This window comes from Photobacterium sp. SP02, assembly GCF_038519165.1.
Taxonomy (GTDB): domain Bacteria; phylum Pseudomonadota; class Gammaproteobacteria; order Enterobacterales; family Vibrionaceae; genus Photobacterium; species Photobacterium halotolerans.
In genome coordinates this window covers 92,264-115,235 of record NZ_JASJOJ010000002.1, presented here as the reverse complement: position 1 = coordinate 115,235, position 22,972 = coordinate 92,264, and the positions used below count along the sequence as shown (strand labels likewise).

The 22,972-nt window shown below is 47.5% G+C and carries 19 protein-coding genes; 4 read left to right on the top strand and 15 right to left on the bottom strand.

The annotated features are described in order from the left end of the window. The 6 genes from P0Y67_RS01475 to P0Y67_RS01450 all read right to left on the bottom strand — a co-directional run bounded on the left by P0Y67_RS01475 (nt 1) and on the right by P0Y67_RS01450 (nt 6,085). Nucleotides 1-654, bottom strand: a complete 654-nt coding sequence (locus P0Y67_RS01475) for a potassium channel family protein (RefSeq protein ID WP_342390432.1) — start codon at nt 652-654, stop codon at nt 1-3. Between the two features lie 85 nt (nt 655-739). Then, a complete protein-coding gene (locus tag P0Y67_RS01470) occupies nt 740-1,438 on the bottom strand; it encodes a response regulator transcription factor (protein WP_342390431.1) in 699 nt (232 codons plus the stop codon). Next, complete coding sequence (locus P0Y67_RS01465) at nt 1,435-2,484, bottom strand: sensor histidine kinase (protein ID WP_342390430.1); 1,050 nt, start codon at nt 2,482-2,484, stop codon at nt 1,435-1,437. The genes P0Y67_RS01470 and P0Y67_RS01465 overlap by 4 nt, the downstream gene beginning before the upstream one ends. A gap of 154 nt (nt 2,485-2,638) precedes the next feature. After that, nucleotides 2,639-4,003, bottom strand: coding sequence for a Na+/H+ antiporter NhaA (gene nhaA / locus P0Y67_RS01460; RefSeq protein WP_342390429.1), 1,365 nt, complete (start codon nt 4,001-4,003; stop codon nt 2,639-2,641). Between the two features lie 310 nt (nt 4,004-4,313). Further along, a complete protein-coding gene (locus P0Y67_RS01455; protein ID WP_342390428.1) occupies nt 4,314-4,706 on the bottom strand; it encodes a DUF4440 domain-containing protein in 393 nt (130 codons plus the stop codon). Further along, nucleotides 4,706-6,085, bottom strand: coding sequence for an MFS transporter (locus P0Y67_RS01450; protein WP_342390427.1), 1,380 nt, complete (start codon nt 6,083-6,085; stop codon nt 4,706-4,708). Before P0Y67_RS01450 ends, P0Y67_RS01455 begins: the two co-directional genes overlap by 1 nt. Nucleotides 6,086-6,210: 125 nt before the next feature. Between P0Y67_RS01450 and P0Y67_RS01445 the strand changes: the two genes are divergently transcribed. Then, nucleotides 6,211-7,122, top strand: a complete 912-nt coding sequence (locus P0Y67_RS01445) for a LysR family transcriptional regulator (RefSeq protein WP_342390426.1) — start codon at nt 6,211-6,213, stop codon at nt 7,120-7,122. Nucleotides 7,123-7,402: 280 nt separating this feature from the next. Here the strand turns inward: P0Y67_RS01445 and P0Y67_RS01440 are convergent, their stop codons facing one another. The 6 genes from P0Y67_RS01440 to P0Y67_RS01415 form a co-directional block, all read right to left on the bottom strand. After that, the gene (locus tag P0Y67_RS01440) at nt 7,403-8,845 is read right to left on the bottom strand and encodes a DUF4041 domain-containing protein (RefSeq protein WP_342390425.1); all 1,443 of its coding nucleotides are present in this window, start codon (nt 8,843-8,845) and stop codon (nt 7,403-7,405) included. Nucleotides 8,846-9,883: 1,038 nt separating this feature from the next. Next, nucleotides 9,884-11,440 (bottom strand): MFS transporter, encoded by a 1,557-nt coding sequence (locus tag P0Y67_RS01435; RefSeq protein WP_342390424.1) that lies wholly within the window; start codon nt 11,438-11,440, stop codon nt 9,884-9,886. 822 nt (nt 11,441-12,262) lie between these two features. Next, complete coding sequence (locus P0Y67_RS01430; protein WP_342390423.1) at nt 12,263-13,201, bottom strand: HEPN domain-containing protein; 939 nt, start codon at nt 13,199-13,201, stop codon at nt 12,263-12,265. Nucleotides 13,202-13,381: 180 nt separating this feature from the next. Then, nucleotides 13,382-13,687: a DUF3892 domain-containing protein gene (locus P0Y67_RS01425; RefSeq protein WP_342390422.1), complete on the bottom strand. Its 306-nt coding sequence runs from the start codon at nt 13,685-13,687 to the stop codon at nt 13,382-13,384. 1,145 nt (nt 13,688-14,832) lie between these two features. After that, entirely contained in the window at nt 14,833-15,057 is a 225-nt protein-coding gene (locus P0Y67_RS01420; RefSeq protein ID WP_342390421.1) for a hypothetical protein, read from the bottom strand. Nucleotides 15,058-15,083: 26 nt separating this feature from the next. Then, on the bottom strand, nt 15,084-15,989 hold the full coding sequence (locus tag P0Y67_RS01415; RefSeq protein ID WP_342390420.1) for a LysR family transcriptional regulator: 906 nt from the start codon (nt 15,987-15,989) through the stop codon (nt 15,084-15,086). 116 nt (nt 15,990-16,105) lie between these two features. Between P0Y67_RS01415 and P0Y67_RS01410 the strand changes: the two genes are divergently transcribed. The 3 genes from P0Y67_RS01410 to P0Y67_RS01400 all read left to right on the top strand — a co-directional run bounded on the left by P0Y67_RS01410 (nt 16,106) and on the right by P0Y67_RS01400 (nt 18,676). After that, complete coding sequence (locus P0Y67_RS01410) at nt 16,106-16,972, top strand: pirin family protein (RefSeq protein WP_342390419.1); 867 nt, start codon at nt 16,106-16,108, stop codon at nt 16,970-16,972. A 57-nt stretch (nt 16,973-17,029) separates the two neighbouring features. Then, the gene (gene ycaC, locus P0Y67_RS01405) at nt 17,030-17,656 is read left to right on the top strand and encodes an isochorismate family cysteine hydrolase YcaC (RefSeq protein WP_342390418.1); all 627 of its coding nucleotides are present in this window, start codon (nt 17,030-17,032) and stop codon (nt 17,654-17,656) included. Between the two features lie 96 nt (nt 17,657-17,752). Next, a complete protein-coding gene (locus P0Y67_RS01400; protein ID WP_342390417.1) occupies nt 17,753-18,676 on the top strand; it encodes a pirin family protein in 924 nt (307 codons plus the stop codon). Between the two features lie 559 nt (nt 18,677-19,235). Here P0Y67_RS01400 and cas6f read toward each other — a convergent pair. From cas6f to P0Y67_RS01385, 3 genes are read right to left on the bottom strand one after another with little or no spacing between them, the layout of a single operon-like run. Continuing rightward, nucleotides 19,236-19,853 carry a type I-F CRISPR-associated endoribonuclease Cas6/Csy4 gene (gene cas6f / locus P0Y67_RS01395; RefSeq protein WP_342390416.1) on the bottom strand — a complete coding sequence of 206 codons (618 nt, stop codon included), beginning with the start codon at nt 19,851-19,853 and terminating at the stop codon, nt 19,236-19,238. After that, the gene (csy3, locus tag P0Y67_RS01390; protein WP_342390415.1) at nt 19,853-20,890 is read right to left on the bottom strand and encodes a type I-F CRISPR-associated protein Csy3; all 1,038 of its coding nucleotides are present in this window, start codon (nt 20,888-20,890) and stop codon (nt 19,853-19,855) included. The genes cas6f and csy3 overlap by 1 nt, the downstream gene beginning before the upstream one ends. 10 nt (nt 20,891-20,900) lie before the next feature. Continuing rightward, entirely contained in the window at nt 20,901-22,967 is a 2,067-nt protein-coding gene (locus P0Y67_RS01385; RefSeq protein WP_342390414.1) for a type I-F CRISPR-associated protein Csy1, read from the bottom strand. Nucleotides 22,968-22,972 lie beyond the last annotated feature (5 nt).

The following is a 22,972-nucleotide window of genomic DNA, read 5'->3' as shown; positions in this document are numbered from 1 at the left end:
TTACACCAACCTTGGCGCGATATACTTCAGCTCCGCCCGGGTGCCACAGAGCAGGAGTATATCGTTTTCTTTAAGTAAGAAGTTCGCGTTAATGTCGGTGAACACATCCTGTTCCCGCTTAATCAGAACAGCCTGCACACTGCCTCTGGCATCGCCTAACACCCGGGAAACCAGTGCATCATGCAGCGCTGGCTTGACATGAATTTCCACCACGTATAAGCCATGCCCGATCGCCAGATAATTATTGACCATAGGATAATTGAGCGACTGTGCAACGCGGATCCCCATTTCTTCTTCCGGATGAATAATGCGCTGCACGCCCAGCTTCGACACTATGGTGTGATGCGCTTTGGTACTCGCTTTGACCCAGATTTCCTTCACCCCGAGGTTCTTCAGCGCCAAAGTACACAGCAGACTCGATTGCATATCTTCGCCAATCGCCACCAGCACAGCTTCACTGTTGGCCAGGTCCAGTTCCCTTAACGCACTTTCATCGGAGGAGTCGCATATCACGGCTTGCGTGAACTCTTCGACATACTTCTCGACAATCTTCGGGTCTCTGTCTACCCCTGTCACCGTATGCCCTAGGTGGATCAATTCCAGGCTGGCAGCCACACCAAAGCGCCCTAAGCCAATGACTGTAAAATGTGCCATTACAATACCTTAGTTATTTTTTCCAAAATGAGGGAGTAAGTTCGCCAATTCCGCAAAGCACGCGAAATGGCAGAAATGTCAGCGATTAACCGCTATCCGATTGGCCAAGAACCAAACGATAACCCAGCCCGGATTCCGTTTTAATCAACTGTTGCTCGTCTGCACTGTCATTGAGTTTCTTGCGCAGCTGGCTGACCAAAATACGCAGATAATGTGTATCATCGCGATGGCTTTTTCCCCAGATCACATCGAGCAGATACGATTGTTTCACCAGTTTGCCCGGTTGCAGAATAAGCTGTTCAACAAAGGCAAATTCCTTCTTTGTTAACGGTATTTCATGACTGTCCAGCCAGAATTGATGGGTGCTTTTTACTATTTTCAGCCTGCCGCAGAGAATTTCATCATTGGTCACCTGATCATCAACCAAATCTCTGACCAGCACTTTGATACGCGCGATCAGCTCCTTGATACCAAAGGGTTTGCTCAGATAATCGTTCGCACCGGCTTCGAGTAAACGGATCTTTTCTTCTTCCTGATCGCGGGCGGTCAGAATCAGTACCGGGGTTTTATGTGTTTGACGAAGGCTGGCCAAAAAAGCTGCGCCATCGCCATCAGGCAAACCGAGATCCAGAACGACCACATGGGGAGCATGCGCCTGAAAGCACGCTGTGGCGGACTGAATACTGTCAGCCCCCAGATAGTCAAATCCCTCAGCGGCAAGCGAAATTCGAATAAAGGTGTGGATCTGAGGCTCGTCATCCACTACTAAAATTTTATAGCTCACGATTTTTCACCTTGAGGGCTGCTTGCGGGCTGATCGATCGGTAAGCGGATTCGGATCAGGCAGCCTTCCGACACAGGTACAGACTCAATGAGCCCCTGGTGCGCGGTGATAATGCCTTTCGCAACAGCCAGACCTAAGCCAGATCCTGAATCTGCCGTTTTCTTGGTAGCGCTTGAATAAAAGAGATCAAAGATCCGCGCCGCTTCATCGCCCTTGATGCCGACGCCTTTGTCCTGAATATTAATCACAATAAAGGTCGATTCCTGAAACAGCGTGACCACCACGGATTGATGTTTTGGTGAAAAACGTAATGCATTATCCAATACATTAAACAGGGCTTGTTCAATGAGTACGCCGCTCACCAAAATACGGGATAGCTGGCCTTGTACCTGCACCCTGACCCTGTTCCTGGCTTCAGGTAATCGCAAAATGGCCTGATGGACAATATCAGCCAGAGACTCATCATTTCTGGTGATTTTCAGCGCACCATGTTGCAGCTTGGTCGCTTGCAAAAGGTTCTCAATATACTGATGCAAACGATGACTTTCTGCCGTGGCGCTGTTAAGCAATTCACTTTTTTCACCCTCACTGAGTTTGGGCATATATTCATTGAGCGTTGTGAGCGTACCGATAATAGTCGCTAAAGGCGTTCGAAGATCATGGGAAACCGAGAGCAAAATACTGTTGCGCAGTTTGGCTTTTTTCAATTCATCCTGCTGGCGCCGATAATGTTCAGCAAGCTGGCTGGTTGTCAGTGCCACGAGAATAAAAACAACCAGATTAATAATATCTTCCGCATGGAACATCTGAAGTGAATAACGGGGTGTGGTAAACAAGAAATTGAAGCTCAAGGCTTCTATCACCGCAAAACCATAGGCAAAACGCGATGTGCATTGCAAAGCCACCACCACAACGGCAAGTTGTAGAATCAGCAGAACAGCTATCGTAGAACCAAGCGCCAGATCAATCAGCCACGAGGCCAGCAACGCACTCGCCAACACCATGAAAGAAAAAAGAAAATAGCTGTTTCGCCAGTGAGTAAACATAGTTCAGAGTCAATCAACAATCAGTGGGGACACTCTAGCAAATGGCCCCTGAGAGTTCGCGTAAAAAAAGCGTAAAAAGATCGCATTCAGGCTTAGCGATATTGTTTCTCGAAATACAGTGGATTTCGGTTCATAAGCAGAGCGGGTTCATTATTTAACGCGATGCTTTCCCCTTCTTGCGCAAGCCGTCACGCTTAATGAGCCAACTGAGCAGTATGATTCCCGCCAGAGCAGAGAATAAAGAAGCGGATAAAATACCAAGCTTTGCAACATCCACCAGCGCGGGACTCAAGGCCAGATGAGCAATAAACAGCGACATAGTGAACCCGATCCCGGCAAGCATCCCCCCTGCCGCAAGATAGAGCCAGGACAAATCAGGCGGCCGCACTGCTAGTTTGGTATACGTTGCCAGCCCGCTGAATAAAATAATGCCGACGGGCTTGCCAATGACAAGACCGGCAAAAATAGCCATATACAACGAGCCGGACTGCTCTGAAAAAGAAATGACAACACCAGCATTAGCAAAGGCAAAAAGCGGCATGATGACAAAACCGACCCAGGGATGCATCAGCATTTCCAACCGCTCCAGCGGGGAAAGGGCCTCACGCGCCGCCGCTTCTGCGGTCTTTAAGATTTGGCGATCGTTCACATTCACATCATGCTGGTTTGCCAAAGGCAAGGGCACGACACATTCCATAATTGTCAACAAACGCTCTTCGTTGACCCACCGGCCTGTAGGCGTCATCAGCCCCAGGATCACGCCGGTAACAGTTGGATGCACGCCTGACGCATCCACCGCCAGCCAGATAAGGCCCCCCATTAACGAATACACAGCGATACTGCGTATACCGAGCGCAGCCATCACCCTCACCGCGATAAACCCGATCACTGCAAGCCCAATATAATAAAAACTGATGTTTTCCCCGTAACCGACAGCCACGACTACAATGGCACCAATGTCATCAATGATCGCTAAAGACAGCATAAATACCCGCAGACTTTTCGGAACGCGTGGCCCGAGTAAAATGAGGCAGGCAATAACAAAGGCGGTATCTGTCGCCATCACTATTCCCCAACCATTTTGCCCGGGCTGGCCCTGTAGAAAAGCCAGGTAAATTAATGCCGGAACCAGCATGCCACCGAGTGCCCCTGAAATAGACAGCATCGCTAAACGCGGATTTTTTAATTCTCCCAGTACGATTTCACGTTTAAGTTCCAGTGCAACCAAGAAGAAAAACAATGTCATAAAAGCGTCATTGACCCATTCCTGAAGTGAACGCTCAAACTCGACTGACCCCAGTGTTATCCCTATGGATATGTCCCACAGGGACAGAAAAGCCTCCCCCCAGGGGGAATTTGACAGGGCAAGAGCAACCAGAGTAAAGAAAAGCAGAACAGCACCAGCGGCAGCCTCAATGCGTAGAAATCGGGTTATCGGTTGCGTGATCCAATCGACATATTCTTTGGGCAGTTGAGTCGGATGCCCTCGCTCATGGGGCCGAAAAGCGGTTTTCTTCATGGGCTTTCCATCACAATGGGATCGCGTATAAGGAGTGTATCCTGTCAAGAAACTTAAATAAGTTACCTTAAGCGGACAGTTGCAACGTGATATTGTCTGCTTTCACCGCTCGGCAGACTTGCAGAGTCTTTGAAACTCATACAGACACACTGCCTGAGGCTAGTTCAACACATGGCATATCCCATATTCAGGTAAAACTACATAAAAAATAGGCTATGACCATATATGCTGCAATGTAGGCAGGAAACAGCGTTAAAGCTGAGGCGCGAACATCCGGGCCGGTTTAAGAAAATTAATCCAATGAGAACAATTATAAAGGAAATGCTGTCTCATGCAGATGACGCCAGATCACCTGATTATCCGCCCCTAACTCGAACACCACGGTAGAAAAACGCAGCGTTGCGTCCAGGCCTGGTAGTTGCTGTTTCTCCTGATAAGTCACGGTAGCCCCTGTCGCACTGTTAGCAATCAACTGCATATTGTCGATTTCAATCTCCAGCCCCGGTTTAACGCCACGTTGTGTACGGAAAAACGAAGTTAACGATGTGTAATCAAGTTGGCCACCGCCTGGCGTCACCATGGTATAGGCCGGGCTGAAACGCGCCAACAAATCATCACACACCTCGGCGGGGCTGCTGGCATCGCCGAGCCAAAGGCGGATCAGTACGTGAGCATCTAAGACTTCCTGAAAGTAGCGATTCATCATTTCTCCTGATTGAACGTAAGAATGACTCTGCTGTTAGCTATCCGTCGGCAGAGCAAGATGGGAATGACAGCGCTGATGGCCGCCAGTGCAAAGCACAGATGATAAGCCTGGGTTTGCTGAATACCTGACATGTTGAGTAGCACGTTCAGTAATAAGCTGATTAACGTCACGCCAAAACAGAAACTGAGCTGACGGTTGATGTTCCACAGTGCGCTGGCATCCGCCAAATCGGCATCCTGTACCTGAATAAACGCCGAACTCTGCGCGGTGCTGCTACACAGGCTGCCCCCGAACCCCATCAGCGCATAAGCGACAGCCGTCAAAATCACTTCATCGGCACTGCCAATCAGAGGGAGTAATCCAATACCGATCCCCTGTACCAGGCAACCAATGATAAACAACGGACGCGGCCCGACCTTATTAAACTTTTTGCCCGTGAGGGAGATTGCGGCAAATGAAGCTATCGCCCAAGGAAGCATCATCGCGCCCACCAGGGTGGCATGCATCCCTAGCTGATCCTGCAAATACAGCATCGCAATTAGGCTGACGCCGGTAAAAATGCCCGGAACAAGCTGATAAATCAGCATCGCGGTTTGCAGCATCGGTTCTTGGATCAGACGCAGATTAAGCAACGGTTGCGATTTACGTAAAGAAGCACCTACATACCAGCCCATCAGCGCAATACCTGAGACCAGTAACGCCGCCCCCACGCTCAGGCCACCGGATTCGCCCAGGTAAGTCAAACCTAGCAAAATCATAGTCAGCGCCAGACAGCCCGAGATAAGACCGCTGAAATCCAGCCGTTCGGCACGGGTGGAACGTACATCATTCTTCAGCCAGCAAGCGGCAAGCGCCAATGCGACGAACGCCAGAGGCAAGCTGGCTAAAAATACCCAGCGCCAGCTGACGTTGTCCACCAGCACGCCGCCGATGGCCGGAGAAAGTGCTGGTGCCATTAAAGCGACCAGCATAACGACTGAAGAGAGTTTTGCCCGTTCATGATTGCGATAAAGTGCATAGGTCATTGTCTGACCAACAGGGATCAGCAGCCCCCCGCCCAGCCCCTGCACTACACGCCATGCGATGAGTTGCTCAATCTGGGTGGCGCCAGCCACACCGCAGGTGCCGATGATGAAAATAATCAGTGAGAGGATAAACAGGTGCTTTGAGCCCATTCGTTTTGCCAGCCAACTGCTCAAGGGAATAACCAACGTTAATCCCAGAATATAGCCATTACTCACCCACGCCAGTTGACTGACCGGCGCATTAAGCTGCCGGCCAATATCAGGATAGGCGACGTTGGCGATAAACATGTTGACCAGATCGATGAAAAAAACCAGCAGATAGACGCTGGCGACACGCACCCGATAACTCATAGATTTCTCATGAAAAACAGCATAATGGGCGTAGTATAAAGTTAGAAAAACAAAGATAAATCGACGTTTCACAGTTACACTGTCAAAACCATTTTGACAATAATCCAAGTTCATCAGGAAGATCCATGCTGAATATGCAACGTCTGGAGATATTTGTGGCGGTCGTGGAAGCCGGCAGTTTTACCGGTGCGGCAAATACGCTGGGGCTAACCAAAGCGGTGGTAAGTTTTAATATCAGGCAGCTAGAGGAGACATTAGGCGTTTCCGTGCTCACCCGCACGACCCGGCAGGTAGCCGTCACCGAGGCCGGTGAGCGTTTTTATCTGCGCTGTCTGAAACTGTTGCAGGATGCGGAGAACATCTTGGATGATGTCCGCAGCGATCATACCGGCCTGAGCGGCATCTTGCGGATCACCACCACGCCGGAATATGGGGCCAGAGTCGTAGTTCCCGTGCTCTCGGCATTTGCCGCCCTGCATCCGCAACTACGCATCCAGCACGTTGCTTCATCCCAAAATGATGATCTGATCTCCGGACGTTTTGATGTGGCAATACGTCTTGGCCAACTGGCGGACTCCACGCACCATGCGAAGCTGATCGATAGGTTCGATATTTTACCTGTCGCTTCAAAAGACTATTTAACTACGCATCATGACAGTGCCATCACTGATCTGGAACAGCTACAAAACGCGCGCTGGATTGCTCATAGTCGTCTTGCCGCACCGTTGACCTGGCAGGTTCTGACGCCCACAGGCGACAACGTGCTATTCAAGGCAGACGCTCCTCCCATGATCATGGCTGACAGCGCGGCGTCACTGCTGGCATTTGCCCGCAGCGGCGCAGGCGTGGCATTACTGCCCGCCTGGCTGGTGCAGGAAGATATTGCCAACGGATGTTTAACCCAATTACTGCCTGACCACCGTTTTCCCAGACAAGGTATCTACGCGCTCTACCCCAATACCCGCCATGTCTCTGAGAAAGTCCGGACATTTATCGATTTCTTACAAAGCCAGATCGAAAAACGCAGCAGAAAATAAAGTCACGGACTTATAAAAAATTTCTTATCCGATAACTATGGACACAGGTATAAGTGAACCAAAAATGCCTTTGGGTTCTTTGCTGCTTTCTGAGTCAGTTGCAGGCGCTCCCGGCGCCGACAACCTGAAAATTCGTCCTGAATTTTTCCCTGGGGGAGTGGGAAACTTTAATTACCAGCTCACTTTTGGACTGACATGAGTTGGTGCTCTGGCTCACAAGCGCTTGAATTTGGGCAAAGCCTGACTATAGATGATTTTGCCCAAGCAGTGAATTTTCAAATTATGCTACTTCACTTAATCTCAAGCTTTCATAGTAATCCTCAGCCAAGGCTGTCATTTTAAATTCTGCTTCTATTCCGACTATCTTTTCTACGGCTTCTTGGATAGATGATAGGTCGACATTAAAGAACTCTTTGCGAAGATTTACAGCATTTACACGTCTAGAATTGAACTCTCGGTGTAGCGCTGTTTCAAGAGCTGGTGCGTCATCGGTGTAAATCATGGCATGTACGTCAAATGGGAACGGTACACTTGCATCACCTAGTTCTTTAACCCTGTCCATAGGCTCTAGGCGGCGAGTAAGGCCAATCTTGTAAACATCCTCACCAAACGAACCAATATTACTAATGACGTAAACATGCCCCTTACGGGTTTGCTCTGCCATACTCTTAGCTCGTTCTTCTTTGGCTTCAGCTTCAGCGAGTTGCTGCTCAAGGATTGCTATGCGTTGCTCCATTTCAGAGCGATCTTGGTCAGTAGCCTTAGCAAGTTCTCGCCGTGCTTTATCAAGAAGATTGCGGTACATTTTTTCTTCTTTTTCAGCATCTGCAATCGCTTTTTCAAACTCTTTAATAGCTCGTTGCTCTTCACGGATCTGTTCTTTGATAAGCTTCTGCTCAGCGATCTCTTCTTGTTTTTTAAGTGTGTATTGATATTGAAGCTTACACTCTTCGAACTTAAGTTCGATGTAATCTATGTCAAAGCCGCATTCCAATGTCGCTGCTGACTTCTCTAGTGTATTGGCGAGTTTTTCTATACGCTCAAGAGTACGCCCAAACGAACTAGGCGACACCTTACCGATAAGCAGGTCACATTCAATATTAAAAGCAGTAAGCATGAGCTTAACCTGACCATTTAGAATTTTATTATTGAATGACTTGTCGCTAGATATAAGCGTCGACTCTGGGAAAGTGATCGCAGTTTTATCTTTGATCATATCTTTTTGCTGTTGCCTAACATCCTTGATCTCTTCAGCGAAACGAGTAGATGTTTCGTACAGGTACTGCGGCATTTCAAAGTGACCATGAGCAGTATATTCATCTAGTCTTGAATATAAGTCGATATCACCCATTAACTCTTCTAAATCAAGTTCGCCTTTTTCAATGCTTGAGTTGAGTTCATCTAATATTGATTTAGTCGAATCTAAAGTTGCTTGCTGCTCTTGAATACTTTGTTTTAGTTCGTCATCTTGTCCTTTCAAAGCTTGAAGCTCGGCAGTTTCCTCATTGATTTTATCTAGCTCTCGCTTTGCTGTCTCATTAGCTGCAATGATTGTTTCGCGGCTTATACACGCTGAATCATATTCTTCTTTTGTTTTTGTTAGAGCTTCATCTAGCGACTTGTATTGCTCGATTTTCTTATCGGCTGAGCGTTTCGTTAGAATATAAGTTAATACGACAGCTACTAATGATAAGCCTGCCAGCATCAGTAAATTATTATCCATTGATTACTTTAGAACCTCTTGTATGAATTGCTTCCTCAGAGCGGCTCGCTCTTCGCATCGCTCCTGATACTCGTCTGCGGCGCTAGCTACAGCGTCTTTGAAAGCCTGTTTTGCTGCTGACTTCTTTAGCCTTACTTGTCTCTGTAATTCACGCTGAGCTTCTCGCACTTCTCTCTCGTGCTCTCTTACTGCCTGAGCATGCGCTCGTTCACGAGCTTTCTGTCTGCGCTGGGATTCACGAGCAGCTTGTTTGTTGGCTCTATCTATCGCCTTAACAACCTTTATAGCCGTTCGTAAACCACTACCTCGTCTAGCCAATGCTTTCCTCCATTAAAGTGATGTTACTGGCTTTTCGGATACTATCACAATCAAATGTGCGCAACTGGTAGAGTTATCAGACAGATGGAATATTTTTAAGATTTATTGCGTGTAAAAGTGATTACTTTTAGTAGAGCAAACACACGCAGTCTCTGTCGTAAAGAGTGCTGGCTCTAAACAATTTTGGGGCAATAACGAGTTTCAAACCTAAACATTGCCCTACTCCCAGATAAAAATGCTGAGGAGCTCTCCGAATATAAAGCGCAACATGCAAAATCACCAAATGGCGAATTAGGAATGCCACAACACAGAGAAATTTAAAGAATCAGGAAGTCACTTTTGAAGCAGACAATTGCCAAACGTGTTGTTTGCACCATAAGGTGACATAACCTTCCCTTCGCTTAACTCCTACACCAGAGTGTGTAAGATTTTTTCTTTCACTTAACTTGATTGGTCAGCTGTTCGTCCTATCAGTAATCAGCCCTACCCGTAAATGCACATTTGCAAGCTTAAGCAGTGAATTATTAGCTGGCGCCGTCGTCAGGCAATGAGTTCGGCTCACGCCGCAGAAATAAGCATAATTGTCAATGTGAAGTTATGAGCATTGAAGAATAGTCCGAATAACCTCCTGGAAGAAAGCCGCCGGATCCTTGGGCACCAGCGACGATAGACCATAAGGGAAAGTACTTCTTGCCCTACGCACTTTGCAAACCAATGATTTCAGGCTGACTTATTGTAGGTGTGCTTATGTGCTTTTCTGTGGTTGCCTGCTTTGCTGTCAGCATGATAATGAACATGCGAGGTTTGGCTGTCATCCGTGAAAACGACCAGCATCACCGCAGCCAGCAGGCTGAGCAGGCCCGCACAGAACATCACCATGCCAAACCCTGCCGCCATCGAGGACTGATAAACCGAAATTAGTTCTTCACGCCCCTGCGGAAATTCATGACTGATCACGGCACGACGTGCAATCTCAACAGCTGCCTGCATACTGTCAGCATTCACGCTTTTGGCCATCTCCTGAATCGCATAAAGGCTCATCACGCTGCCGAGCACCGCAATACCCAGCGTCATCCCGATCTGTCGCAACGCATTCATCGTTGCCGAAGCGATCCCTGCGCGCTCAGCGGGCGCAAATCCCATAACCATAATCCCGGTGGCTGGAACGGAGAGCCCCGCCCCTAAGCCAAGCACCGCAAGGATGACGCCGATAAAAATGTAAGGCGTATCAACCGCAAATAATGACATCGCGCACAGAGACACCCCAATCAGCGAGTATCCGGTGACCATCAGTTTCTTCAACGAAAAATGCTGGGCCATCCGGCCAAACAGCAGCGATGCCACACCCATCATTGTGAATTGCGGCATCAGATGCCACCCGGCCATTGCAGGTGTGTCACCCTGTGCCTGCTGCAAGTAAAGCGACAGAAAGAACAGGCTGGCATAGGACGAGAACCCCAGCGCAAAAGAAGCCAGATTGGCCACGGCCAGTGAGATATTCCGAAAGAGCTGGATGGGGAACAACGGCCGCTTGACCGTGAGCTCAATCCAGACAAAAACCACAAAAGCCACTGCGGCACAGGAGAGCGGTAACAGGACTTTCTCGGTAGAGGCCCCATGCTCGCCAATTTCAATCAGCGCATAGCTGAGCATGCCGAGCCAGACCATACTCAACACCTGACCCACAGGATCAAATGCCGCATGCTCAGGATGCTTCCGTTCCCGAATCCCCCAGGCACCGAGCAATGCTGCAATAATGCCAATGGGGACATTCACCAAAAAGATACTTGACCAGCCTATATGCTCAATCAGCAAACCACCGATTATGGGACCCGAGACGAGTGATAAAGCACTGCAGGCCGACCAACCGCCAATCGCAAGGGCGCGCTGACGGGGTTCGGGAAATGCGTGGGTCAGAATCGGCATAGCTCCGGGGATCAGCAGCGCACCGGCAACCCCTTGTACCCCGCGGCCCCACAGTAGGGTGTTCAGATCAGTGGCGAAGGCACAAATCACAGAGCCAATCACAAACAAGGCAACGCTGCCCAGCCACACCCGCTTGTGTCCATATTTATCGCCCAGCGGTCCTGCAGACAACATCACTGCCGAGAGCGCGATCGCGTAAATGTTAATGATCCACTGAAGCCCGGCCATATCTGCATGGAGCGCTTCCTGCAGGGTCGGCAAGGCGACATTGACAATACTGATGTCCAGTGTCGACAGAAAGGTCCCGAGATAGGCCGCGACGACCAGCGCATAAGTGCGGTAGCGTTGCATGAGCATCCTCCTAGTTAATGAGAATAAATCTCAATACTATTTATTGACCGTCGGTCGGTCAATTCATAATTAAGCTTCTCGACTTGGATGGGAAGGAATTGTAATCGCAGGATTCGGCCTGTCGTTATTGATATGCTTACGAAAATTTTTCGATAAGTGAATCTAAGGTGACTTTAGGAGAGTACTCAGATGAAAGCAGGTATCGAACTCAAGATACGACTCAACGGTCATCACTTGGTTCATCTTGGCACTGACGAACTTGAAAAGGTTCTTTACACGGGAGTGTTTGAGCTGACGACGATACATAATCCCTAGCCCGTTTTGTTGTTAAACTACAACAAAAATAGCTTTTGCACGCTTATGGTGCCAATTATGTACGCTTTTAGGGAAATTATGCAGGCTTATGGTGAAAACTACACAAACTGTTGCTTTCACCATAAGCTGACATAAACACGTTCTACATATCAGAAGGTTATCGAACAATTTGCACCATAAGTTGACATAGAAATGAAGCATAAGGTGACATAACCTTCCCTTCGCTTAACACCTGCTCCAGAGTGTGTAAGATTTTTTCTTTCATATCGTCATTGCGACGAAACTATGTCCGGGCTGTGGAAAATCACAACACGGTTCTGGACATTTTCGAGTTAAAGTCCCAACTCTAAATTGTCAGTTTCGGATTAAAATTTCTATGGGTTAACGCTCGCATCACAGGAGACAACAGAGCAGAGCTAATTGTGGTAAAGTGGTGAAGCGCACCACAATTTTCGGCGCGTAGATGGCTTCCTGTGCATGCGCTTGTTAAGCGTCTTTTGAAAAAGGCTATAATTCAGAATCACCTCTCGAGGTGATTTGTCCTTCAATTTTCTCAACAAAGGTTGCAACACAGTGACGTAGATCAGATAACTTATCTGGTGTGATTTCAATATGACTACCGTCCTTTGTTCTTCCTCCCCTGTGCACAATATCATGGCGAATTACAATGTAATCCATTAGCTGTTCAATTTCTGGCCTTTCGATATCCAGCGAACTCGAAAAAAGCGGAATAACCCTGTCAAGACGATGCCAGACAGTTTTTTGTATGTATTGCTCAACCTGTTCTCTTAGCACCTCAAGACGGTTAAATATAGTTGATAGCGATAATTTTTCTTTCTTAAACTCTGAGCAGTTTGATACGAATCTTTTAAAAACATCCTCATCGGTTTTAATCCAATATGACATAGTGTCTGACAAGTATGTCTCTAGAGCAGCAATCAGATGTGAATAGAGGAGTTGGCGTAGCAGTACTTTATGCTCAGAATTTAGAGCCGCTGCATTTAATGAATCAATTTCAGATAAACGTTGGAGAAATTGTTGGTAAGGCGAGTTTTCCGATTCAACTTCGAAAGAAAAGTATTCATCGTAATCAGGTTCAGTATGTATTGGAGCCCATTCATATATCCCATCAGACTCCACATCGTCAATTACAGCGCGCACTATCTCATCATCAAATAAATCCCCGAATCTGCCATACAACTCTTCTTCTGCTTCGTAAGGACCACCATGAATATAGAGATATCCTCCTTCGCGACCATTGTACGGTGTATCATTCGCTGGGTCCCAAAAACGACTCAGGAACCATTGCCGCATTGCCTCATGACGCAGGTCAGGCGGTGCCGATGAAAGCCATACGGTATTAGGTTCGAAGCCTGACCTTGTGTTAACTCCCGCCTCTTTTGGCAATTCTGGATGGTACTCTTCAAAGTGGTCGTTATGACCCATCGTTTACCTCGATAAATTTCTTTATGGTTCAGCTCGGGTTAATGCCGAAGCCGCTTAACGCCCGCCTAAGGGGCTGGCAACGCAATACCACTAAACTCAAACACAACAACTGTAACCACTGTGGCTTAATGGGACAGGAAACGCCACGCGTTGACAGTCCCTCTGGAGGCGTTTGTTAGGCTAAAACTCCGGCAAGTTTTCTAAGTTGTCTTCCTCTTTACTATTATCAGTAGTTTTGAGGTAACTAATTCCATTAACCTTGATCACAAAAACCTTTTGACCCTTGTTGTACTTGCCTTGGTTATTTTTGTAGATAGTTACAAATGTAATTCCTTTTTCGATGGCATCAACTATCGCTTGCCTAGTATACGAAGCTCCTTCACCAACATTTTCGCCTTTGTCCTCATGTGCATATAGATGTGTTATGTGAGTGTGCCCAGGGTTATATCTTACTGCGGAAATTAAGTAGTCAGCCCATTTAGCCATATTTAGGCCTCGTTTGTGTATGGCTCTAAACTGTAACCGACTAAACTGATAAAAAATATGAACAAACACACATAGTAGGGTACGCATCCTTTAGCCTAACATTTTAGTAGTGCGTATGCGCGTTTTCCCAAACCTATTACCCAATCCATGAAATTTATAAACCATTGATTTTAAAGATATTTGTTCAGAATGAAATGCAAAAATGCGCACGAAGTTATGATAAGAATCGTCATAATTTGAATATGACTGTATGCCTGTCCAGCTTTTAGGAATTGCAACATTTGAGTTATATGGATGAAAACTTCCAGGTTAAAATATCTGCTTTCTGACTATTCCGCAAACAACTTGTTAACTCACTTTGGGGCATAAGCTTGCCAGCAATGCCTGCATGTTCAGCTAGATTTGAACTCGACAGGTTACAAGCATACACTACTGATGCTTGCTATGAGAAACGCGGCTTCGGCTCCACTCGTAGACAGATGAATTCAAATAGCCCTGTTCTCTTCCGCTCATCGAGTATTGACCGCAGGTAGCGCGTAATAGGGCCACTTCTAGTGGCTCTTGTCGTATCTGGGTGTTAGATAAGCTAAGATACCTCCCTTAAAATTTGCCGCGTTCATATGTGAGTCGTAACAAACTTTGGGGCATTTTCATGTTAGAAACGGCAGCATCTGCCCGATGTAAACACTGCCATTTTAGTATGGGACTTATTACTCTCCCGCACTTCCCCGCCGGTGATTAATCTTCAACTCGAAGGATTAGTTTGTCTTCCCTGCAAGCCAGTACAGGGCGGCGCTGGGCTCGACTGAGCGTTCCCCTCAATAAATGCTGACAAATACCGGTTTCCCTACTGGCGACCTTTAAGGCTTCAGCGTCAGTCACTAGGGTATCATCTGTTCGTTCCACTGAAGATAGTTGCTGCCATGACCGATGGAAAACTTTCACATGTGAAAGTTCCTGAACGCAAGGATTACGTGGGGCGAAACGCCTCAGGATAGCCACTGAAAGGCTCCATTGGGGACTTAGGAATAAAGATTCATCCCAAGTATTAAAGTATCATACTGATTAATATAGTTTCATACCGATATTTAACGAAAAAGCCGGCTTTTGTGAATGGGCGTGATCAGGCAGCAAAGATCACTTAATTATGATTCCGTGCGTTTTTGGGCCCTGCATGTATTAAGTGTTAGTGTTACCTCCTTATCTTGTGCTAGCACTTGCTTCAAATCTTCCATTTGTTGGCGTTTCAATTGGTAGGCGTGGCACCCGTCTCTCTCGCGTACGGCTAGCTTTAAGTTGGAGTAGTGGCGTTTGGCTAAGGGAACTGCTGCAATGGCTGCCGCAAGATAGATAAGAGCAAGCTCCAACATCTGAAATTCCTTCGGTTTCAGTGATTTTAGTCCTCCTCGAAAGACTGATAATAGTTGGAGAGGTAGTCTACCAATGCACGAACCGCCGGCAGTAAGCCTCTTCTGGAAGGATAAACTACATGGATGATGTCTCTTTTGGGTTGCCACTCGGGCAATAGGTGTATCAGGGAGCCATCTTTTAATTGCTCGGTCACCATTAAAGAAGGCAGTTGTACTATCCCAACACCTTTTAGCGCGGCTTTGCGCAGTGCTATCATATCCGTTGTGACATAACGTGGGGTATGGGGAACGACAGCCTCTTCGCCGTCAGGTCCGTAGAGAGTCCAATTATATTGGTGCTGCGGTTCTCCTAACCCCAAACTGGGCCAGCCAGACAGGTCTCCCGGGCTGCTCGGCATGCCTTGCTTTTCTACCAGGCCCGGGCTTGCTAACAGGCACAGACCACGCTCCGATAATACCTTGAGGATTAGCTCGCTGTCTTCAAGTGGGGCCGGGCGTACCCGAATAGCCACATCAACTCCTTCGGCGATAAGGTCCACGCGACGGTTGCTCGCTTCCAGCTGAATATTGACCTTCGGGTATAGGTCCATAAAGTCAGCCAGTACCTGGCCTATATGTACATGTAACAGGGCGATCGGGCAGGTGACCTTTATGGTGCCGCAAGGCTCTGCATGACTGAACTCGATTGCCTCCCGGGCCGCATCGGCTTCGACCAGCATGGCCTTGCAGTGGGTTAAAAAGGTTTGGCCTATCTCAGTCACATTAAACTGTCGGGTCGAGCGGTAAATCAGCTGAACTCCCAGCCGTTCCTCTAACCCCGCTATTCGACGGCTGAGCTTGGATTTAGGTATTCCGAGCGCTCTTCCGGCTGGGGCAAACCCTCCGTGTTCAACCGTTTTCACGAAGTAATACAAGTCGTTCAGATCCTGCATTGATTTCAAACCTGCCGTTCTAAATATAGAACTATCATACCTATTTTCACTACCTACTCAAATATTGGTTCTATAGCTAGTATGAAAAATATATTTTTTAGTCGGGATTTAGAGTGATGAAAGAAGTCTTGAGTATTTTTTCCGCCCCTCATCCTCTTTGGGTGGGTGACGGTTTTCCTGCAAAAACGCTGTTTTCGTACCAGAGTCACGGCCAATCCATCAGTCCTTTTCTTTTGCTCGATTATGCCGGGCCAATGAAGTTTTCGCCCTCCGATCGGCTACGCGGTGTCGGGGAGCATCCCCATCGCGGTTTTGAAACCGTGACTCTGGCATACCAGGGCGAATTGGCTCACAAGGATTCTACCGGAGAGGAAGGGCTTATCGGCCCCGGCGATGTGCAGTGGATGACGGCGGCTAGCGGTATTTTGCATGAAGAGTTCCACTCACCCGCATTTTCTCGAAGTGGCGGTACGTTGGAGATGGTTCAGCTTTGGGTCAACTTGCCCAAAAGTCACAAAATGGATCCGCCTAAATACCAGACCATAACTGCAGAGCAAATCCCGCATATAGCCGTGCCCGATGGCAGAGGGTATATGCGGCTAATCGCCGGGGAGATGGCGGGCTTAAGCGGGCCTGCAGCCACCCACACCCCTATGTTGATGATGGACGGCACGCTTAAAGCGTCTGGTCGTTTCAGTCCGCCAGTCATAGAAGGTTGGAGTGCGATTGTGGTTGTCAGAAGCGGGCAGGTACGAGCCAACGGGAGATTGCTTGCTGCGGGTCAGACCGTCATTTTTTCCCAGCGCGGTGGTGGCCTAGAGCTGGAGGCATTGCAAGACAGCGAGCTGCTTGTATTGAGCGGAGAGCCAATTAATGAGCCCGTGGTGGGTTACGGCCCTTTTGTTATGAATAGCGAAGGGGAGATTAAGCAAGCTATTACCGATTTTCAAACAGGAAAATTCGGTATTTTAGGCCACATTTAGGAGTGGTTCTAGGTGTTATCTATGCATCATGCATTAAACCTAATGAGGAGAAATACAATGAGTAAACCTTATGTTCGTTTAGACAAAAATGACGCAGCCGTTCTTTTGGTTGACCATCAGACGGGTCTGCTGTCGCTGGTCCGCGATATCGACCCGGATAAGTTCAAGAATAACGTCTTGGCCCTGGCCGACTGCGCACAATACTTCGAGCTCCCGACCATACTGACCACCAGTTTCGAGCAAGGTCCGAACGGCCCATTGGTGCCCGAGCTGAAAGAAATGTTCCCCGATTCACCCTACATCGCACGCCCGGGTCAGATCAATGCCTGGGACAATGAAGAGTTTGTTCAGGCGATCAAGGCAACCGGTAAGAAGCAACTTATCGTGGCCGGCGTGGTAACCGAAGTATGCGTCGCATTCCCTGTGCTTTCCGCCCTTGAAGAAGGATTCGATGTTTTTGTCGTTACCGATGCGTCGGGTACGTTCAATGCAATGACGCGCGATGCCGCCTGGGATCGCATGTCGGCGGCGGGCGCTCAGCTGATGACTTGGTTCGGTCTGGCCTGCGAGCTTCACCGCGACTGGCGTAACGATGTTGAAGGTTTGGGTAATCTGTTCTCGAATCATATTCCGGATTACCGAAACTTGATCAACAGCTATATCACCTTTCAACCGGAAGAATAAATGATTTTTGGGGCGCCGTGCGGCGCCTCTGTCTTCCCGGCGTATTGAAGGCAGCATGGAAAAACGGGAAGTTTAGTCAGAACAAAAGGGGGAAACATGAGTAATTCAAATCTAGCAGTGGAAGAGTACTGCGATTTAATGGCAGGTTGCGGTGCAATCAGGCAATTAATACAGCCAAAAGATAAAGATCTGGGTGGTTTTTGTGTCCGAAGAACTTTGCCGAATCAAGTTATAAAAAGTGTTGGCCCCTGGATTTTTTTCGACCATATGGGACCTGCTACGTTTTCTCCCGGAGAAGGAATAGATGTCAGGCCCCACCCTCATATTAATATCGCTACGGTGACCTATCTTTTCGATGGGGAAATACTGCATAGGGACTCAATCGGAAGCAATCAGGTGATTCGACCAGGCGATTTAAACCTGATGGTTACCGGGTCCGGTATAGTTCACTCGGAGCGTGAGTTGCCGGAGGTCAGAAACAGCCATCATTCAGTACACGGTTTGCAGCTCTGGATGGCCTTGCCCGAAAAGGATGAAGAAACTGAACCTGCCTTTTATCATTATTCGGCCGATGAGTTACCTAAGGTAAATATTGAAGAGGTTGATATCAGGGTCATGATGGGAGAGGCCTATGGTGTAACCTCACCAGTAAAAACATTCAGCCCGACACTTTACATAGAGGCGAAGCTTAATAAAGGGAAAATGCTCGTCCTACCTAATGCTGCTCAACGTGGACTTTACGTTGTAAAGGGTGATGTGTGGTTGCGAGATACCCTGGTTCAGCAGCATACCATGGCAATAATAGATGAGGCCAAGGATGTCACCATTCGCGCCGAACAGGACGCGCAGATAGCCCTTGTAGGAGGCGACGCGTTAGGCCACCGTTATGTCGACTGGAACTTCGTCTCTAGCAGAGAAGAACGCATTGAGCTAGCCAAACGACAATGGAGTGAAAGAAAGTTTCCCGACATTCCGGGTGATTCTGAAGAGTACATTCCATACCCAACGTTCAATGGCTAAAGTCTCCTTATCATTACAAAAGCTAATCCAAGAAATTTAGTCCGCTAAACCATAGAACTCTTGTTCTAACCAGAAAAGGGGCAAATCTGAGTTATTTCAAACAGTACTCTACCCGCATTCAGCCTCTAAGCGATGCTGAAACTTCTGGCCATCTCGCAAGAGGACAAAACAGCAAGCCGAATCCTTAACTCTGATACCCTAAAGAGCCGGTTGGCCGCCCAAACAGATGCTAACAACCTTCACTGAAACCTAATATGAAAACACCCCAGCAATCGCTGGGGTGTTCCAATGAACCCTGCCTTTTCGGCAGGTCTGACTATGCTTGTTGCGGATGCTTACTTCTTGGCCTTATCTCAACTGCCTATCCGGCAGGTCACATAGGAGGTATTTCATTGAGGGATTCATGGCATTTCCCAGCTGCCTTCACGGCAGGTCACCGTTAAGTATAGGAAAGAATCTATGATTCAACAGGGAGTTATGCGTCATTCTTATCTTTAACCCTATTTTCGCCCATGTATATAACCCATTGATTCTATTCACCTGAAAGTTCCTTAGAAAATTAGGGTACGCAACGGCTTAAGTCAGGAACCGTTCCTCTGTATTCTTTATTCGTCGCTAGGCCATAACGAGAGAACTGGCTCTCAGTCCTCGAAACATTTTCTTCCTTTTGGATATGGAGTAAATAGTGCTGCTGTGAACTTTGGCTGCTCATGAATACACGATGAAATGGCTCCATTTCTCGATCGGTAATACTCAGCTCTGGCTGGAATAATTCACCTCTCGATTCTGCTCTACGCATAGCTCTGGCAAGCCTTCTGCGCTTGTCCCCAGAAAAGCACTTCGCAATGATCTGATTCCGTTTAAATCTGACTTCTGGCAGCTCCTGTGGCACTTTCAATATAGGAGATACTTCAAACAGACGATCAGTGCTCATCATCTGAAAATAGGGATGCTGACGAAAATAGTTCAGTGCCTTCGCATTATGAGAAACGAAAGCGATTGTTTGCCCGACTGACTCTATATTCCACTGTGGGAAAGACACTCCGACGTCATCGTAAAAGACATGATCCTCGGCGCTCAAAAAACCATGCAATACCTTGATACAGCGACCTGCCAGCAGACCAACATCAACGTCTCGTGGTAAAAAACGGATCCAAAAATAGTGCCGCTCTCTCATCACTGGCCTCCTCGTTGAAAGAGACCCGCTTTACACAATACAGCCATCAGATAGTGAATATGTGGCGGGATTTCTCCACCGTTATCACGTACCTTCCGTAATTGCCGGATAAATACAGCGGTTTGTGTCAATAATGTATAAAAGTCTTGCTTGTTCTTTGGGTGACGCCTTGCAATCAAATATTCCCGATCAGCACCATATTCATGAGTCCTTAACCGCTTATCTGCTTCAACATCCCACCAATCATCAATCATTTGCAAAGCAGCACCGACTTTTTCAGCATGAAAGCAAGCTGCCTGCCGACCATCCTCACACTGAACTGTCGCATATTGTTTGGATGACTCTCCCGGTTGATGCCCATCAATAAATTTTTGGCTTGGGTGAATCTCCTGGCAAAAACCCGTTTTTAATCTGGCTGTGATATCTGCAAACCAATATTGCCTGGGTTCAGATAATGCTACCGCCATTTCTGACGCCAGACCTTCCAGCACAGCTTGTTCCTCTTCCGGCCATACCGCATTCCAGTCCAAGTAACGGGCATCAGAAATAACATAGCGGTTCTCATTCGAAGTCAGCACCTCAACAAGCGTCCCTCTGGTATGGCTATTTCGCCACAACCAGGCCCCCAAAAGAATGTTTTGACAGTAACGTCGGGCCAACTCGTGATAACCACCTGTTTGAGCGTAAGTGAATGCAAGTTTCTTCAGATAGCGCCTGACTTTTTCATCTTCACAACTATCTGGTTGCATCGAGTTAGCTTCTACGCGAAGAGAAAAACGGCACTGTATTTCTGAAACATTAGGCGGGACATAACATGCGTCAATACACTGAGGGTTACTGTATGCCAGATCTTGCGGTGCTAAGTTTTTTAGTTTTTGGTTCTTGTCGTAGGCTTCGCTGAAACCACTTTTCGCTGCACGAATCCTGTTCGTCTCGACTTGTATCGGGATAAAGTCACGCTCTGGCGTTTGGTAGAAGAATACTGCTTTACCCGGTGACAACGAGCGAACATAGTTCAGATGGCGGCAAATTTTCATTTTGCTTCCCTCAAGGTGCTTTTTTCATAAGCATAGCGTCCATTGCGGTATCAAAGTGCCAAAATGCTGATTCAAAGAAAGCTTTCTTTCCTGCGAGCCTGACATCAACGGGATTCATACACCGAATTACACCAATACAAGGCTCAGCATAGCAATGTAACGGCGATAGACTGTTCTTTCGCTCTATCGGCTGCTCCAAAGGCAGAAATCCCATGCCTATCGGTCTCAAATCAGGTTCAGCCTTTAACCGAAATGCCAGCGCTTCAAATGAGTCTACGCCTTTATCTTCTGGGTATATCCAGCAACCACTTCTGGGTAAGCGAGACAAAACTCGAAACAATTCGGCCTTATCTCGGTAGATATTTAGCCAGTTGACCTGTTCATAAAGCGAAGGCGGATGCATTATCCCGCCTGCAAAACGTGACGGAAAAGCTGCCTGATAACACATCAGATCGGGTAATTGTGTGGCATCCGAAAAGCGTATCTCCAGAACCAAATCCATCTCGAGATCACCGTGCACCCCGTCAATAATTCCCGGACGTTGAACATTGGAGACTTTACTTCGATGATGGAACAGACTTGGTTCCGGCAGCTGTTTTCCCGCCTGAATATGATATTGAGAAATGAACCATGCACCTTTTACTACAGTACAGGGTTTCTCCAGCATATCAGTCAGACGACGCTGATAGTGATGCATGAGCCCACCCAAAGCCGTCAGCGATGGGACACCGGCGACATAAGGGTTCGACATCAAAGAAGCGTCATGAACTTTTAGCTGTCGGATGTGGATAAACACACTCTGTACGCCATCTTGGCTCATCCGCTCCTCCGGGCGTGCTAAGTAGCGTAACAACCAGCTCAGTTGATGCTTCAAAGGAGCCATCAGATTTGGATGGTAAGCATATCTCGCAGCATACGTTGCTTTCTGTAATCCAAGGTGCAATTGAATATTTAATTCATTCAGAACAGTCGGCAACTGCTCAATGGGAAGGTAGAGTAATTTTTCTTCGAGAGCATGAATGCTGCTGACGTCAGCCTGTTCTGAACCGAGGCTATCTCGCAGCTCCATCATGGGTGCAAGCCAAAGTGCAAGTTGCTTACGAATATATCGTAAAGCGGATATCCGTAGTTGCCTGCGCTGCCTGAGGACGAGCGCTGGATGCTCACCTGCGATACAACTAAGAGCGTTGATGAAACTACGACTTTTCAGCACAGAATGGTCATAGACAGCTAACCCATTCTCTCCTCTGCGATCAAAAAAAGACTTTGCACCGGCACGCCTGACACATGGCGGATAAAAAAGGACGCGGGTATTCCCACCAACCGAGGCGACAAGACTGCCAACACTGGCTGGATGACTATGTTCAATGAGCTTCGACTGAAACTGACGGCCATAAATCAATTGATGCAGGTAAGCCTGCATACTATGGCTGACAACAGGAGTTAAAGCACAATAATCATCATGAATAGTGACTCGTATCTGCTTCGAAAATTCACTCACTTCCTCAGGCAACCGATTCACCAATTGCAATTCTAATACTTGGCGCTTCAGTTCATTCAATTGACCAGGTGCCACTCCAAGCGCCAGAAATGCGTTTTTCCATACATTGTCCAAATTCGCTAAGGCATCGAGTAAAGTCTTGTTTTCCCCTCTCCAGATAAACTGAATCAAAAAGAGTTTTGCTGGATTTACCTGAGCGCTGTTATGTGACCACCCGAGCTGGAATGGTAGATTTGCCCCACTAATCACACCAGAACAAAGCCCAGGTGAGTGAGCAAGAATTCGCTGTTTTGACACCCTGGCATCGGGATATTTCAGGTTATGCGTATGAAACCACTGAACCTCTTCAATACAGTGCTTGAGGTGGATTTTATTCTGAAACAATGACTTTGCTAGTGATACATCCCTCAAATCTTCGACCTGAGATCTGGCCAAAGTTAGATTCGCCGCGACCGTCAGGAGTTCAAGTTCACAGCCGGACACCTCAACATTTTCTGTAAACGCCACGAACGCTTTTCTGAGCTGTTGGTTTCTTTCAGCTATATCGCTGATTTGAATGAGTTCGGATAAATGCATCGGCT